At 62.6% G+C, this 14,826-nt stretch carries 14 protein-coding genes and 2 pseudogenes; 7 read left to right on the top strand and 9 right to left on the bottom strand.

Going from position 1 to position 14,826, the window contains the following annotated elements; translation table 11 throughout:
• The first annotated feature begins 545 nt into the window (after positions 1-545).
• Positions 546-2,387 (top strand): DUF262 domain-containing protein, encoded by a 1,842-nt coding sequence (locus ACFWCF_RS12585; protein WP_378561557.1) that lies wholly within the window; start codon positions 546-548, stop codon positions 2,385-2,387.
• Positions 2,388-2,583: 196 nt separating this feature from the next.
• Here ACFWCF_RS12585 and ACFWCF_RS12580 read toward each other — a convergent pair.
• Positions 2,584-2,766, bottom strand: a pseudogene (locus ACFWCF_RS12580) (type ISP restriction/modification enzyme); the annotation flags it as partial.
• A gap of 148 nt (positions 2,767-2,914) precedes the next feature.
• A complete protein-coding gene (locus tag ACFWCF_RS12575; RefSeq protein ID WP_378561554.1) occupies positions 2,915-3,097 on the bottom strand; it encodes a hypothetical protein in 183 nt (60 codons plus the stop codon).
• Positions 3,098-3,269: 172 nt separating this feature from the next.
• On the opposite strand from ACFWCF_RS12575, the gene ACFWCF_RS12570 reads away from it, so the two are divergent.
• Genes ACFWCF_RS12570 through ACFWCF_RS12555 form a run of 4 tightly spaced genes read left to right on the top strand, consistent with a single transcriptional unit; the run spans position 3,270 to position 4,571 of the window.
• Entirely contained in the window at positions 3,270-3,611 is a 342-nt protein-coding gene (locus tag ACFWCF_RS12570) for a PadR family transcriptional regulator (RefSeq protein ID WP_378561551.1), read from the top strand.
• Positions 3,611-3,952: a hypothetical protein gene (locus ACFWCF_RS12565; RefSeq protein WP_378561548.1), complete on the top strand. Its 342-nt coding sequence runs from the start codon at positions 3,611-3,613 to the stop codon at positions 3,950-3,952. Before ACFWCF_RS12570 ends, ACFWCF_RS12565 begins: the two co-directional genes overlap by 1 nt.
• Positions 3,901-4,266 (top strand): hypothetical protein, encoded by a 366-nt coding sequence (locus ACFWCF_RS12560; protein WP_378561545.1) that lies wholly within the window; start codon positions 3,901-3,903, stop codon positions 4,264-4,266. The genes ACFWCF_RS12565 and ACFWCF_RS12560 overlap by 52 nt, the downstream gene beginning before the upstream one ends.
• Before the next feature lie 53 nt (positions 4,267-4,319).
• On the top strand, positions 4,320-4,571 hold the full coding sequence (locus tag ACFWCF_RS12555) for a hypothetical protein (protein WP_378561542.1): 252 nt from the start codon (positions 4,320-4,322) through the stop codon (positions 4,569-4,571).
• Between the two features lie 495 nt (positions 4,572-5,066).
• On the opposite strand, the gene ACFWCF_RS12550 is transcribed toward ACFWCF_RS12555, so the two are convergent.
• The 4 genes from ACFWCF_RS12550 to ACFWCF_RS12535 form a co-directional block, all read right to left on the bottom strand.
• Positions 5,067-6,014 carry an HNH endonuclease gene (locus ACFWCF_RS12550; protein ID WP_378561539.1) on the bottom strand — a complete coding sequence of 316 codons (948 nt, stop codon included), beginning with the start codon at positions 6,012-6,014 and terminating at the stop codon, positions 5,067-5,069.
• Positions 6,015-6,394: 380 nt separating this feature from the next.
• On the bottom strand, positions 6,395-7,015 hold the full coding sequence (locus ACFWCF_RS12545; RefSeq protein ID WP_378562046.1) for a TOPRIM nucleotidyl transferase/hydrolase domain-containing protein: 621 nt from the start codon (positions 7,013-7,015) through the stop codon (positions 6,395-6,397).
• 55 nt (positions 7,016-7,070) lie between these two features.
• Positions 7,071-7,604 (bottom strand): IS630 family transposase, encoded by a 534-nt coding sequence (locus ACFWCF_RS12540; protein ID WP_378562044.1) that lies wholly within the window; start codon positions 7,602-7,604, stop codon positions 7,071-7,073.
• A 27-nt stretch (positions 7,605-7,631) separates the two neighbouring features.
• On the bottom strand, positions 7,632-7,958 hold the full coding sequence (locus ACFWCF_RS12535; RefSeq protein ID WP_378561537.1) for a winged helix-turn-helix domain-containing protein: 327 nt from the start codon (positions 7,956-7,958) through the stop codon (positions 7,632-7,634).
• A 43-nt stretch (positions 7,959-8,001) separates the two neighbouring features.
• Between ACFWCF_RS12535 and ACFWCF_RS12530 the strand changes: the two genes are divergently transcribed.
• Positions 8,002-9,269, top strand: a protein-coding gene (locus ACFWCF_RS12530; protein ID WP_378561534.1) for an IS3 family transposase whose coding sequence is annotated in 2 segments (ribosomal slippage) — positions 8,002-8,275 and positions 8,275-9,269 — 1,269 coding nt in all. Because the reading frame shifts where the segments join, the coding sequence is not laid out codon by codon here.
• A 25-nt stretch (positions 9,270-9,294) separates the two neighbouring features.
• Positions 9,295-9,630, top strand: a pseudogene (locus ACFWCF_RS12525) (transposase); the annotation flags it as partial.
• Between the two features lie 349 nt (positions 9,631-9,979).
• On the opposite strand, the gene ACFWCF_RS12520 reads toward ACFWCF_RS12525, so the two are convergent.
• Genes ACFWCF_RS12520 through ACFWCF_RS12510 form a run of 3 tightly spaced genes read right to left on the bottom strand, consistent with a single transcriptional unit; the run spans position 9,980 to position 14,825 of the window.
• The gene (locus tag ACFWCF_RS12520) at positions 9,980-11,143 is read right to left on the bottom strand and encodes a hypothetical protein (protein ID WP_378561531.1); all 1,164 of its coding nucleotides are present in this window, start codon (positions 11,141-11,143) and stop codon (positions 9,980-9,982) included.
• Entirely contained in the window at positions 11,140-12,093 is a 954-nt protein-coding gene (locus ACFWCF_RS12515; protein ID WP_378561528.1) for a hypothetical protein, read from the bottom strand. Before ACFWCF_RS12515 ends, ACFWCF_RS12520 begins: the two co-directional genes overlap by 4 nt.
• Positions 12,093-14,825 carry a hypothetical protein gene (locus ACFWCF_RS12510; protein WP_378561525.1) on the bottom strand — a complete coding sequence of 911 codons (2,733 nt, stop codon included), beginning with the start codon at positions 14,823-14,825 and terminating at the stop codon, positions 12,093-12,095. The genes ACFWCF_RS12515 and ACFWCF_RS12510 overlap by 1 nt, the downstream gene beginning before the upstream one ends.
• Between the last annotated feature and the right edge of the window lies 1 nt (position 14,826).

The following is a 14,826-nucleotide window of genomic DNA, read 5'->3' as shown; positions in this document are numbered from 1 at the left end:
GGTCCCGAGACTCTCGTTAGCTGAGCATGCAATCTTCGTAGCTCAGGGCATCGGACGAGTTCTGCACGGGGGCGGTGGCAAGCCCGACAACACGTGAGTCGATCACAGTTTAACGTTGATCTTGTCGCCTCTGCTGATCGCTTCAGCGATGTTCGACAGCGAAGGTTCCACAAGTGCGCTGCCGAGTTTTCGCTTCAGTGCGCTCTTCACGGTCGACTCGGACTGACCCCTGTACTGGCGGTACACAGCATCGATCTCCGCTGCATAGCGCCCTGCGCCTGCTTTGCGAGTTCCTTTTCGAAGTTCGGGTTCCTCTTGAAGTCGGACATCGGACCACCCCTACCGCTCGCATTGCGATCATGTCGGCCGTAACCGTAGTCGACCCCACCGACAGGGCTGTCGCAGTAGCGGCGCCTACCTCCTGGGTGGCAGGCCGAAATCGTCGAGGCGCACGGAGGTGCGAGTGGCGTGGTTGTAATGTCGTATTCGATTCGCCCCGGATCGGTCGCGGGTGCGGTGGGACGTTTCTTCGAAGAGGAGCAGCCGTGGGCTTCCTGACCCCGATGTACGAGCTGGGGGAATACCTCGAATGGACTCGATCGGGTGAGATCCAGCTTCCCGACTTCCAGCGCGGGTACAAGTGGGAGGACGAGCGAATCCGGCAGCTCCTGGTGACGGTGCTGCGCGGTCATCCTCTCGGGGCGGTAATGTTGCTCAAGACCAGCAACAGCCAGGTCCGATTCAAGCCGCGGCCCATCGAAGGCGTTGATCTTGCACCGGGGACAGACGCAAAGTTCCTTCTGCTGGACGGGCAACAGCGGCTGACGTCCCTGACGCAGGCGTTGAGTGGTGACGGTGTCGTCGCAACCAAGGACAGTCGCGGGAAGTTACTCGATCGCCAGTATCTGGTCCACATGGAGACCGCCCTCAGCGATCAGAATCGTGTGGACGAAGCGGTGGTCTCGATCCCCGGCGATGGGGTGATCCGCACGAACTTCAACAAGGAAGTTGTGCTCGACCTGTCCGATCACGACCAGCAGCGCCGGCAAGGGTACTTCCCGCTGAACCTTCTGTACGGCGACTACATGAGCTGGATCCTGGATCTCGACGACCCCACCCTGGGCAAGGAGTTCCACAAACAGTTCATCAAGCCGGCCGCTACCTATGACATCCCCGCGATCGTGCTGGACGAGAACACCGACAAGGCCGCGGTGGCAACCGTCTTCGAGAAGGTCAACATCGGTGGGCTCCCCCTCAACGTGTTCGAACTGCTCACAGCAGTTTTTGCAGGGGACGCAGACTATTACGACCGGACAGGTGAGGACTTCCGGCTCAACGACGACTGGAAGGAAACCCAGCTCAAGTGGTCGTCCTATCCGGCACTCGCTGCGGTGGAGAACACAGACTTCCTCCAAGCGGTCACGATGCTGACCACACGCAAGCGTCATCTGGCCGACAGCTCGGACCGGCCGCCGGCGATCTCGGCCAAACGAGAAGACGTTCTGAAGCTGACCTTGGAGGACTACCTGGAGTGGCGTGACCCGCTACGCGAGGCGTTCATCTGGTCGGCCACCTTCCTCGCCGATCGGCACATCTTTGCCCGCCGGGACATTCCCTATCCCAAGCAGCTCGTCCCCTTGGCGGCGATCAAGGTCGTTCTCGGTAAGGACGCCGACTTGATCGGAGTCCGTGAACGGCTCGCACGGTGGTACTGGTGTGGTGTTTTGGGTGAGCTCTACGGGTCGGCGATCGAAACCCGGTTCGCCCGTGATATCGAGGCGGTTCCGGCGTGGGCGGCAGGGGCCAGCGACGTTGCGCCGCGAACGGTCCAGGACGCGTCTTTCACCGAGTCCCGGCTCCATTCGCTGCGAACCCGCAATGCGGCGGCCTACAAGGGCCTCGCTGCGTTGATTCTCGGCGGCGGCGCCCGTGATTGGATGGAAGACAAGGCACTCGACAAAGTGCAGTACGTCGACCTTGCTGTCGACATCCACCACGTGTTTCCGCAGAAGTGGTGCAACGACAACGAGATCGATGACGAGCATCGGGAAAGCATCGTCAACAAAACCACGATCAGTGCACGCACCAACCGAACCATCGGCGGATCAGCCCCCTCGACGTATCTGGCAGTGATCGAGAAGCGAGCACAGATCGGCACCGAGAAGCTGGATCAGGTCCTCGCCACACACCTCGTTCCGGCCGACAGACTCCGCGAGGACGACTTCGACGGATACTTCCGTGAGCGCCGCGAATCACTTTGCCGGTTGGTTGAATCCGCGATCGGCAAACCGGTCCAGCGCGATATCGACGAAGGTCATGCCGAGGAGGACTCGGCATCGTTCGAGGCCGAGGACTTGATTGAGGACACCACTCCCCCGATCGAGTGAACCGGCACATCGTTCGACAAACCTGCATGTCCACTTCCCCCAAACGCTGTGCCGTGGGCACCACTTCGGTATCCACGGCAAATGTAGACAGATCAACTGCCGCTTTTCCGTCGAGGCGCGCGAACACGCCAGGCAACTCAAGTAGGTCCCGGTCACCGCCCGCCTTACAAGGACATCGACACCTCAACCTCGCACCTTAAACCACGATGCACCGAGGCTTATCCTGCTCCTCACACCAGTCGTTCGGATCGTCGATGATCCCGGACGCCTTGTCAGTTTTGACCTGGTACCGGTCGATGATCCACGCCAGCGCAGAACGAGGCCCGAGCATGTACCGGTCTGCACCCTCGGGGATGCCTGCGATGGTGACCTTCGGGTTCTAGACGCAACGCAATTGATCGGCCCGTCCTGAACAGGCGGGCCGATCGTCGTGATGGATTCTCCGGTTGTGCGGTACCTACCGCGAGCAGTCAGATGCCCGTACGGGTGAGCGCAGCACCAAAGCGGGCTGCACGGTGCAGCGTCGATTATTGCTTGTCGAAGAACTCCAGGAAGCTCGGACGCCTACCGGCTTCCCGCCACAGCTCCTCGAACCGATCGAACTGCCGCTGGTCATACGCACGACCCCGCCGATCCCGGACCTCTGTGCGGTACTCGTTCTCTCCCAGTCGGTTGTAGCGGTCCTTGCGGAACATCTCTGCCGATTCCATGTGCCTGTCCCTCCCCTTAAATCGTCGCCGATGATCCCGACGGATGTCTGCGCGGGCGTCGGCGACATCGTCGCGCAAGCCTCGTCCTTGACGATCCGGCGCGTAACTTCTGCGTCAGCCGGGCAATGGCGGCTGTGCGCATGAAGTCACAACGTCAGCTACCATGCTGAACATGGTAGCTGAACGGCGCAGCCTGATTCTTCGTGGAGTGCTCGACATCTGCCTGCTCGCACTCCTCGACGACGAGCAGCCGTTCTACGGGTACGAACTCACCGAACGTCTCGGCGCCCGTGACCTTCTCGTCTCCGGGGGATCGTCCTATCCACTGCTGGCGCGTCTAGAGAAGGCCAGCCTGGTGCGCTCCGAGCAACGCCCCTCGCCCTCCGGCCCGCCTCGCAAGTACTACTCACTCACTGAGCAAGGACGCGAGGCTCTCGACAGCGGCAGGGCTGAATGGAACGCCGTCGCAGCATCGGTCACCGCGCTACTGAACATGCCTGGGGAGGGCACCTGATGAACACCTCGAAGGCCGCATCGGGCTTCACTATCGACCCGTCGATCCTGCGCCAAGCGGAGATCACCTGGCGGCGAGCGGCGGTGCGCCGCACCGATCGCCGCGAACTAGCGGAGGAGTTGTCCAACGAACTCACCGCAGCCGCCGAAGCGGGCTTGCCTCCCTCTGCTGTGACCGGCGACGACGTCACCCCCACGATGCACGCGTGGGCCGACGAACGGGGCAGACGGGGCGCGCCGGACGGTACGCGGCGATTGTGCCGGCCACATTGGTCGGCATTGCTGCAGGCATGGGTCTCCTGTTCACGGTTCTCTACGTCGGTGTCGACAACGGCATCGTGATCGAGCCGTACCCACTGATCTTCGGTATCTATCTCGTCAGTGGTGTCCTGGCGTATCTGATGGCTCTCGCCGGGGCGTGGAGTGCGCTGACGGTTCTCGGGGATCCCCGACGATCGGAAACGGTGACGTCGCTGGCATTCCTGATTCCGGTCGCGGCCCTGGCCGCGATTGTCATCGGCGTGGCGATTGCATGGTCGATGGGATTCACCATCTCGCTGCTTACCTATTGCGCAGTGATCGCCGGTGTGTGCGCCGTGCTGGCAGCCGCAATTGTGTTCGGCCGGTTCCGGATTCTCGGCTGCCGCAGTGAGTGAACATATCCGCACATGCTGGCCCACCCCATCCATCCATCCGAAGGAGAAAGTCCATGGCAATCAAGAACGCGACGGTCACCGCGACGAAGTGCGGCGAAGTTGTACTTCAGCGGCAGATACCCACCAGCTACGGCGACGAGCCCCTGTTCACCGCGTACCAGGCGGTCGGCGACCAAGAGATCATCGATGAGTTGGCGCGCCAGATCCGGCTCGTCTACGAGACTCCGGTGGGATATCTGACCTTGCGCGAGGGCGATCGCTGGAAAGCCTCGGCGGGCGACTACAGGGTCGTCATCGTCAAGTAGTGATGCGACATGATCCTGGGACCGGAGATCAGGGTTCTTGCGCGGTGAATGCAATCCCGACCGACGAGCAGCGGCGCCGCCACCGGATCCAGGCTGGGTCGGCACCGATCGCTGCCCTCTACGATCCGAACCAAGCAGGAAAGGCACCATGAAGGTTTCTCCAGTCCCATGGACTCTGCGGCCACGGGCGAGCCGCCATGCGATTCGTGTCTACGTCGCAGCGACGGTCGCCCAGGTCCGCACTGAACTTCTCGCAGTGCACGCCGCCGTCAAAGACTTCGAGGACCCCGCATGGGAATCCGCACGTGAAACAGCCCGGGCCACCACCGTGCAGCTGTTCACCGCCACAATCGCGATGGCGCCACTGCATCAGGCGAGTGATCTGAGGTGGTCGTGCGGTGGCTCACCCCATCGCACGACCACCGGTTGGACGCCGCCACACAGTGAGGCGAATGGCCGATCCATGACGACGGACCATATGAAGCCTTGTGACGGCTAGCCAACGGTGAGAAACCGTTCGTAGCTCAGCGACAAGAGCTCCCGGTCGGGTCGATCGCCACGAGCAGGTGGGACCACCATCAGCTTCTGGCCATGCCGTTCTTTCAGGCCGTGTTCGAGCATCGGACCATCGATCTCGTCGAGAAGGTCCTTTCGAATTTCTACGACTAGGTCGGGTGTGATCCCCAAAATATGCACGTCGTATGCAGCATGGTGGATCTTGCACATAGCAAGCCCGTTCGTCACTGCAGCGATACCGCCGTCGTCTGAATCAGGCACGATGTGCGCTGCATCCAGAAGTTCGCCGTGGCCGAGAGCGCAGACAGTGCAGCGTGTTTCGTACGCACGCATAACGGTCGCGCGAAACACCGGCTGGTGGAGCCGGCGTTTCGTCTCTGCCATTACGTAGCGTCGAAGCTGCTCCTCCGCTTGCGAGGCTGGACGATACAGATCGCGGGCCACTTCGGTGGCGATGACAAACTGGTGCTGCTCGGGTTCTTCCGCCACGATGAACACCGGGTAGATCGGCTGGAACAGACTCGGACCGACACCGTAGAACCAGATGAGCGGAACGCCCTCGTTCATCGCCGCGCGGAGACCGCGGTTGTCCATGTTGTTCGGATCGGTCGTCGACCACTTATAGCGCAGGAGTCCATCAGAACCGACTCGATCCTCGTAACGAGGTTTCGCACCGGGAGGATGATAGGTGGTGCTAATGGATAGGGCAGATGAAAGCTCTTTGGGCTTGCGGATGCCTCGCGTCGGGTCCATCAACCTGAACATCGACCCGTCAATAGTGAAGTCAAGCAGGTCATGCCGGCTGATCGGTTCGAGCCCGTCATTTGTGCGCACCGTCAACCATGCCATTGCCTCACGACGGAGGCGCGGATCAAAGTCATCGATCCCAACGGCGATGACGCTTACGTCGTTCAACTGCTCGTCCACCCTTCCAATCGCGACGAACGATACATCAACTTGTCCAGCTCTCTACCGCGAGGTGATAGTCGACTGAAGCGCGAAGTGTCCCGGCACCGAGGCCATTGCGCCTGAGAAGTGGAGTCAGTTGTCCTGGCACACGCCAACGCTTCTACCCACTGCGAGAGCTGGGGTTTCGACCCCGCGGCACCGAGCGCACACGTCCACAAGTCGCCCAGAATTCTGGAGCACGAATTCCTTGAGAAGTCAGCAATTCGGTCATGGACCCAGCTCGTTGTCCGGGTCTATGCGGCCAGTCCACCACCGGTGCTACGCACGATGAGAGGCATATCCGCCGGCACGCGGCCAGCCCAGAGCCACTGACTGATGCTTCAGCCCGTCGCTGGACTTTAGGTGATGAGTGCTTGCGCCATCTTAATCGCGTCGAGCAACGATCCGCTCGGTTTGTCCGGGCATTCTTGAGCCGCGAGGGCGTATGTGGCCGGGTTCTTTCCACCGCGCACCTCGATGCCACGTCCCGATTCGACCAAGCTACGTCGGGTCGTTTCCCAGGCTTCCCAATCCCTGTGCAGGACAGCTTCGAGCGTGTCATCCCATACGAAGACTCGTTCGCTGACTGTTCCGACAGGAAAATCTTGTTCAGTTTCACCGAGATAGCGCAGCAACAAGCGGTTTTCTTGTGCTGCGTTGCGCTCGTCTGCTTCGGGGTTGCCCGATCCTCCTTTTGCAATCTTTGCGCGAACCCGGTCACCGCGACCGCTATCGTTGTCGAAGATGACAAGGGTCGGGATTTTCAGTTCCGCCAGAATTGCATGCGGTGTGTACAAGTGCTGTCTGCTCTGCGCTTGCGCGACGGTGATCCCATCAACTTCGAATTGTTCTTGGCCCGGGCGACTCGCGATGCCGTCCATGATGCTCTTGTCACTTTCACCCTCTACCAATACGACGGCTTCGGCAAAGAAAGCTTCAGCAAGGTTGCGGGTACAGACCTGATCCCAGCGTTGGCGGATAGCGGTGTCCGAGCAGTAGCCCTTAAAGACGTTTCGCTAATTGAGTGAGCATTGATCACAAGGAAAGCCCGGTGTGGTCGAGGAAGCTGTGGCACAGGTCGTAGTTCGACCCGAACCGGACCAGCCCGGCCTCGGTTGCGACGCGAACTTCGTCGAGGATATCGGGGCAGAGATTGGCCAGCTCGGTGGATTTCATGTTCCCCCAGACCTGTTCGATGGGATTGAGCTCAGGCGCATACGCGGGCAGGCGTTCGACGTGAAGCCAATCGCGTTGGGTGGCCAGCCACGCGGTCATCGCCCGGGACCGGTGGGCCATCAGTCCGTCCCAGATCACGATGACCTTCTCGCCCGCGAAATGAGCGCGCAGTTCGGTGAGGAACTCGATGAGCTTGTCGGTGTTGTACGAGCCGTCGGTCATGGAAAACACGAACGCACTGCGGCTGCGATCGGGTCGATAGGCCAGGACACCGGCCATGGACATGCGTTTCCAAGAGAACCGGTGATGCAGAACCGGTGTCACACCTTTCGGCGCCCAGGTTGCGCGGACCACCGGGAGCAGCGACACACCGCTTTCGTCCTGGAAGCAGATCCATGCACCTCGGCGCCGCGCTATTTTTTATCCGCGGCACTCGTTCTCGCGCCACGCGACGATGGCGTCCTCGTCGCGTTCGACTGCCCGCCGTGCGGGTCGCTGTCGGCTCCAGCCCAGTCGGGTCCGCAGGATCGTCCACGTCTGAGTGGGTCCGTAGGTCACGCCGGTCAGCCGCTCGATCACGATTGCGACCCTGCCCAGGGTCCACACTCCGGTCGCGAAGCCATTCGCTTGGGGTCCTTTGAGCAGTTCGTCTCTGATTGCGGCGATCTGAGTGTCGTCGAGACGGGGCCAGCGTCCCGCACGTCCGGCGCCTTCCGATGCCTCGCTGCCCCCGTCGGTCTGATCCATCCCGGCATTTCCGGAGAGCTCCTCTCAGGGAAAGATGTATCCCATGGCAGCAGGATCGAAGCGTTACTCGGCGGAGTTGAAGAAGGACGCCGTTGACATGGTCGCGCAGTTGGTGGCCCAAGGTGACACGGAGTGGGCGGCGATGCGCAAGACCGCGGATCTGCTCGGCGTGGGCGCCGCGGAGACCGTGCGCCAGTGGGTGCGCAAGGTGCCTACCTACGGCGCTGGCGGGGAGCCCGAGGGTGAGGTCATCCGCAAGTTACGGCAGGAGAACGCCGAGCTCAAGCGGGCGAACGGGATCCTGAAGGCTGCGTCGGCTTTCTTCGCGGCCGAGATCGACCGGCCACACCGATAGTTGTGGACTTCATCCGCACTCACCAGGGAATCCGGGTGGGTGCGGATGGTCTTGTCTGGGGTGTCGATTCAATGTGTGCAGTGCTTTCTGAGCACGGCATTCACATTGCCCCGTCCACGTTCTACGACCATGCCGGCCGGGGTCCCTGTGCCCGGATGCGATCGGATGCTCAGGTCATCGACGCGATCTACATGCTCCGCGAGAGGCAGCCGCTCGCCCGCGTGTTGGGTTCACGTAAGACGTGGATTGTGTTGCGCAGCAGCGGGCATGAGGTTGCCCGGTGCACCGTTGAACGACTTATGCGGGAAATGGGATGGCACGGTACGCTCAAACGCAAGCGGGTCCGCACCACGACCCCGGACCCCGCGAACCCGCGGGCGAAGGATCTGGTCAACCGCCACTTCGCCGCGGTGGCACCGGACCGGCTGTGGGTAGCCGACTTTACCTATTGCCGCACGATGTCGGGGTGGGCCTTCACTGCGTTCGTCATCGACGTCTTTGCCCGCAAGATCGTCGGTTGGAAGGTGGCGTCGGAGATGTCCACCCATCTCGTCGACGCGGCCATCACCAACGCTATCGATTACCGAAAGCGTTCTGGTGTAGTTGATTTGAGTGCACTCGTCCATCACAGCGACGCCGGTTCGCAATATGCTGCCATCGCGTTCGGGCAGCGTTTGGCCGACAAGAGGATCGCTGCGTCGATAGGTTCGGTCGGTGATAGCTACGACAATGCGCTGGCCGAATCGGTGAACGCCGACTACAAAAATGAACTCGTCGACAACGGGCCCCGATACCCCGGTGCCGCCGAGCTGTCGTTGGCCACCGCGCAGTGGGTCGCGTTCTACAACAGGGAGCGGCCGCACAGCTACTGCCACGACCTCACCCCAGACCACGCCGAGCAACTCCACTACGATCGGATGCGCACCCTCAATCCGGAGGATGCACTCACAATCTGAGCCCTCCGGAAATGCCGGGATGGATCATCGCCGCCGTGCACGCTGCGAAGACCGCATCCGTGTCGCGAAAGATACCGGACTGTCGAACCTGCCGCTGCACGGTTTCGATCAGAACAGGATCTGGTTGGCGATCGTGCAACTCGCCCTCGACCTGACAGCCTGGATGCAGATGCTCGGATTCACCGACCATGATGCCCGCAGGTGGGAACCGAAACGGCTACGACTACGGGTTTTTTCGATCGCAGGTCGCATTGCTACCCACGCCCGCCGAACCCATCTTCGACTGTCGAAAGACGCGACGTGGAGGAAGGTGATCACCTATGCCCTGAACCGATTGGCGGCCCTGCCTGCGCCGATCTGATCGACAACCATCCGTCCGTCGACACGAAGAACTCCCGGCGCGTAGACCCGGGCGACCAGCCGAACGACATCGGCAACCCGACCGCGCTCAATAGCGACGGACGGGTCGGAAAAGCCCAATCTCGAACAGATCAGGCAAGCATGTCAGCAGGAAGAAAGATCGAGGTTAAACAGGCGCAGGCAACGGTGAGACGAGCCCACAGTCGACCTGTGGAAGTAATCTGGGGCGACCGGCCTGCAATGTTCCTGGAAGCAGGGCGAATCGAGCGAAGCGGCTTCGGTTTCAAGTGCGTCTACACAACCATGCCGGGTGCGTTTAGGCGTTACATCCAATATATCGTTCGATCGGACTACACCCACACCCCCCGCTGCGCCAATACCCACCGCACGGGATCAAGGCATCGGAACGGCGAAATACCGTTGTGGTGGAGCCGATCCCCCACCGGCGACTCCCCGAGCGCGGAGACGGCAAAGAACCTGTTGTTCAACGCAGCCCCGGTGTGCGGCTGATCGACAGCCATCACCATCGCCTTGGCCTCGAGCTTGTCGAGCAAGCTCCGCACCTCCTCGTGCAACAACCGCCCATCCATCTCGTTGTACGGTGCGTACTGAAGGCTCGGGTCGCGGGAGAAAGCCGCACCCTTCTGCGCCATGATCTCACTCCAGTCGCTGCCCTCGACATGGTTCAGTGCCTGTAGCGCGTCGAACTTCGACAGCACCACCGCGAGGTTGGGTGTTGCATCCCCGACGATCGACAGCACAGTGCGTAGCACAGAGCGTGGATCGCCACCCACTCGTTCCTGCACCGGCACGAGATCATGCAGTTGCTGCCGCACCGATTCGACCTTGAGCGGATCGAACATGAACACCACACCGTCGGCCTGAGCGAAGAACCGCATGTGCTGCACGTGTACGTTATTGGGATTCTCCAGGTCCTCCCCCGCCACATCCCGCAACACCAGGTACTGGCGGCGCCCCTTCCACGTGCCGAGCGAGAAGATCAGAGGCTCCCGCTGATACTGGTTGCTCGTGTGTGCCGCGGGCGTGGATTCGAGGATGCCGCGCTCTTCGTACAGCGGCTTCTCGTACAGCTCCCGGTAGACCATTTCGGTCTCGGCCGTCGCCGGCTCCACCACGCAGTTGAGGCGTTCCCCCAACAGCTGCAAGGTCTTGACGAGAACTGCGATGTAGACGGTCTTTCCCGTCGCGCGAGCACCCGCCATTGCGATGCACGTGGTCTGCGCACCCCTCAGCCCTCCGGGCAGTCGGTAGTGGCACGTCGGGCACACCTCGACTGCGGGTCCGTCGGCTTTCCCTTCCACCAACTCGGCATCGGGTGACCAGTCGTCGCCGGCACCGGCCGGACGGTCGAGGTGCACGACCTTCCCGGAACGCACTGGCGCGCCCTGATATGCGGTGGCGATCTGGTCGGGTTCCACCTCGGCAGGCGCGGTAGGCACCCATGCCGTGCGGTCGGCGGGCAACACCGTGAAGCACCGTGGGCATTTGGTCATGCGAACGCACCTTCCGACTCCGCTGTGGTCAGACCCGACACAAGCGACTTCACGGTCTGGAACAGTTCCTGTGGATTGCCGAGCAAGCTGCCGTTTGCCTCACCGCTCTGAAGAACGATCGGGCGTCGGCGAACTCCAGCGACAGTGGCCGTGTGGTCGGCCGGCACACCGTCGGTGACGATGAAGACAAGCGTCGGCTCGGTGTAGTGCGATCGGTCCACTGCGGCCGATCGGAATCCGATCCCCAGCCCCGCAGAGTCGAGTGACGTCTGCACCTGCGTAGCTGCAGTTCGCAATTCGACGATCGGCAATGTGGTCGCACCACGACCGATGAGGTTGACGTGCAGTTCTTCTCGGCGTCCGATGACTGCAGCGACACCGGTGAGCAGGTCGACGACGTCACGGATGCTGCCGTCCTCGATGAGCGGAAGCATCGACATCGTGGTGTCGACATCCACCTCCACCCGCACCTGCCGGTTCTCTGGCAATCGGTCGACGCCGAGCGCCCCACGCGCCGCGGACCGCGCGCGGGCACCGAGGTCGGTGAGCGGTACGTCGACGGCGGTTTTCCGCGCGGCAACAGCGAGTCGCTGCCCGGCGGGCGCGATCGTCGCAAGTTCGACGTGGTGAAGCCCCGACACATCGAGCGGTGTCAGCTCAGCGCGATCGGGATCGAGGCTGTGGCTGCTGTCGACAGCAACGGTGGCTTGGAGCACGGTGCCCTGAGGGAAGCCCAGATCGTTGCCCGGTGTCGCCACAACGACGACCTCGGAATCGACTCGTGGAAGTACCACGAAGCCGGGCTTCGGGTACAGCACCGAGGGGGCGTCCACGCCGTCGGTGGTGATCGCGCGGACCGTCACCGGCACGTCGAGCGCGGTCACGGTGACGGCGAGCGGCTGCCGCGGCAACTCCACTCTGCCGGCACCATCGAGTACGTAACCGGGCATCAGATCTGTCCTCTCGGCCTGGGTAGTGCACGTTCTGCATCGGAGAGTCGCTGGTCGTACCACCACTCGACGAACCCTGCGTAGGCTTCACGGGCTCTGTCAACATCGCGGTCGCGAAACTCCATGAGTTCGGCACGAACCGCGGCATGGACGCTGCGAAGGTCCCGGGGCCCTAGGTTCCACGGCTTCGGCAGGATCTCCGTTGCTACTTCGTCGAGAAGTCCGCGCCGAGCGGACTCAGGCCCGACAACGAAATGCGCCAGCACACCGAGGGCGTCGGCCACCCGAGCCACATCAGGAGCATTGGGTGAGCTCAGCACGGCGTACGCGATCAACCAATGTTCGTCTATTGCACCGGATTGCGCGAGGTCGACAAGCGAGTCGACGACGAACCCGGCGTTGAGTTCGACCGCATCGGCAAGTGCCTTGACATGCTTCGGTGGCAGCGCCGGAATCTTCATCGACCGGGCCTTCGCCGCCACGATGAACACGGCCAGCGCGGCGAGGACATCGTCGGGCAGATCTGCGTCGTAATGTCGGGCGTAGTCGGTGATTGTCGGCAGACCGCACCGACCGAGATCCCGATCCAGATCGCGTTCGCCGATCCTGTCCCAACTGTTCCGCAGCCGAATCAACGCCCATGCCCCGGCGAGTGCGTCGTGATGCGGGTCTTCCTGCCACGATGCCGCACGTTCGTTGTTCAGGAGGTGCAGGATGTGCCGGGCGAGCATGTCGATGTGCGAGCTCCACGGATCACCGACCACGAGGTCTTGAAGGAAGCGCGGAGCCACCACTCGCCGGTACGTCTCGACCACTCGGCACCATTGCGGAGCGGTCCACTGCTGGGCCCCAGCGACAGCGTCCAGCTCGCGGATCGGTCCTGCGCCCTCGTCGAGCTCGAAGAAGGCGCGCCACAGCGCGACGGTCGCCAGTTCGGGCCGCACTCGCTCCCCCTCCCCTTGCTCAGTGAGCGCGAAGACGCCTTCGGCGATGATCACGCTCTGGGGAGTGTTCACAAGGGACGGATCCGCATCGAAGTCATCGAAGGTGGGGATCCCGGCCAGGCTGCTCGCGAGCCACGCGAACACGGACCGTTCGAGTCGAGATCCGAGCGGACGGCCGATGAAATCAGGGTGCGTGATCACGGCCGGTTGCAGGTATTCGATGCACGTCGGTTCCCCGACCTGGCCGACCTCCGCGACGAGCTGCGGACCCTGAATCCGATCGCACAGCACCGGCACCACCACGAGCTCGAGGATCTCGAAGACCAGCTCTTCGCCTCGATCGCTCACGAGGTCGGCTCGGATCAACGCATCGAGGGTGCGGAGTACCTCTCGCGCAGCATCTTCGATACGGTGCGCAGAGCTGACGTGGATTCGCATTTCACCGAGAAGCCGGTCGGCTTCCCTCAGAAGTTCGGGTATCCGGTCGCAGTATTCGAGCAGTACACGCTGGGCAGGATCGGCGTTCGCGAACCACGCGTGATCGTCGAACACCCTGAACGCGAACACCCGGCCGGCGAGGCTACGTACCACCGGAGCCAAACTGTCGTCCGCATGCCACCGGCCCAGCGCTCGGGCTGCCTGATCAGCGGTCTCGCCGAGGTGGCGGTCGACGACGTCGACGATGTACGACGCGAACTCCGACTCCGCCACCGTGTCGGGGCTGTGTTCCAGGAGCACGGTCGTTGCCTCGTCCAGGGAATCGTGCAGGTCGCTCTCCGCTACCACCGCCATCGCCAGCGGCCACATCGGCGACAGCTCGCTGTCGCCCACCTTCCTCGCGATCTCGTCCTGATGAGCCAGGGTGCGGGCGGCCACCGACTCGTCGACGAGGACGGTCTGCGCGAGCAGCGACCACGGGGTCACCGGCACCATGTCGCCGTTGGCGACGCAATGGGGTTCGCCGTCCAGCTCACCGAGATCGGGAGATTCGTTCTCGCCGAACACAATGCATCCCGGTGTGTCTCCGGGAAGGTCTTCGAGCGGAACCGCGACCAGGCGGGCGCCGCTCGCAATGGCGTCGTCGGCTGTATGCAGCCTGTCGAATGTCGACCAACCGAAACGCCGGCTGGTTCCCGGCGACATGAAGTGTGAGACAGCGGCGATCCAGCGGGCTGCTCTTTCCGAGTCCGCACAGCCGAGCACCACGGGCGATCCACCGTCGAAGGCCCGAGCGACCGCGTCGAGCAGAACGCTGAATACGCCGATCCGCCACATGTTCGGGTCGAGGAGGAACTCCAGTGTGGACTCACGCGATGTGAGCCCACCCGGCTTCGGATCGAAAAACGAGAGTGTGGCGGCAGCAACGTCGTCCGCTCCATAGGGTGCGAGCCACTCACGCGCGCCCCATCGTTCGATCGGCCGCGTGCTGTCTACGGCATCGGTGCGCCGGTCGAGGATCGCGTGGGCGAATACGTTTCCGGGTCTTCCGGATGCGTCGGCGCCGGCCGGAACCGTGTGCCAGTAGAAGCCGGTGTTGTCCGTCCCTGGGGCATACATCAAGCGCCGAGGCCGGCTGCGTACCTCTTCGGTGTTCGGAAACCTCGGGATGGGGCGGACCGATTCGAACCTCGTCACGACGCCTTCGCGCAGTCGTTCCTCCTCGTCCGGAGTGAGAGCTCCGGTGCTCTCCTTGACCTGCCAACCGCCACCGCTGGCGGCACCGGGGCGGTCGAAGGAGGTATAGGTGAGCTGGCCGAACCTCGGGCGGTCGGCGTCGTGGGCGGTCACG

Source organism: Rhodococcus sp. NPDC060090 (assembly GCF_042729855.1).
Lineage (GTDB): Bacteria > Actinomycetota > Actinomycetes > Mycobacteriales > Mycobacteriaceae > Rhodococcus.
Note: the sequence above shows the minus strand (reverse complement) of the source record. Positions and strands in the feature narration are given on the sequence as shown.

Excerpts from the sequence above, each read along its gene's own strand:
- ACFWCF_RS12520 (WP_378561531.1), bottom strand. The coding sequence starts at position 11,143 with ATGACCAAATGCCCACGGTGCTTCACGGTGTTGCCCGCCGACCGCACG.
- ACFWCF_RS12575 (WP_378561554.1), bottom strand. The coding sequence starts at position 3,097 with ATGGAATCGGCAGAGATGTTCCGCAAGGACCGCTACAACCGACTGGGA.
- ACFWCF_RS12535 (WP_378561537.1), bottom strand. The coding sequence starts at position 7,958 with ATGGATCAGACCGACGGGGGCAGCGAGGCATCGGAAGGCGCCGGACGT.
- ACFWCF_RS12565 (WP_378561548.1), top strand. The coding sequence starts at position 3,611 with ATGAACACCTCGAAGGCCGCATCGGGCTTCACTATCGACCCGTCGATC.
- ACFWCF_RS12555 (WP_378561542.1), top strand. The coding sequence starts at position 4,320 with ATGGCAATCAAGAACGCGACGGTCACCGCGACGAAGTGCGGCGAAGTT.
- ACFWCF_RS12560 (WP_378561545.1), top strand. The coding sequence starts at position 3,901 with ATGGGTCTCCTGTTCACGGTTCTCTACGTCGGTGTCGACAACGGCATC.
- ACFWCF_RS12515 (WP_378561528.1), bottom strand. The coding sequence starts at position 12,093 with ATGCCCGGTTACGTACTCGATGGTGCCGGCAGAGTGGAGTTGCCGCGG.
- ACFWCF_RS12570 (WP_378561551.1), top strand. The coding sequence starts at position 3,270 with ATGGTAGCTGAACGGCGCAGCCTGATTCTTCGTGGAGTGCTCGACATC.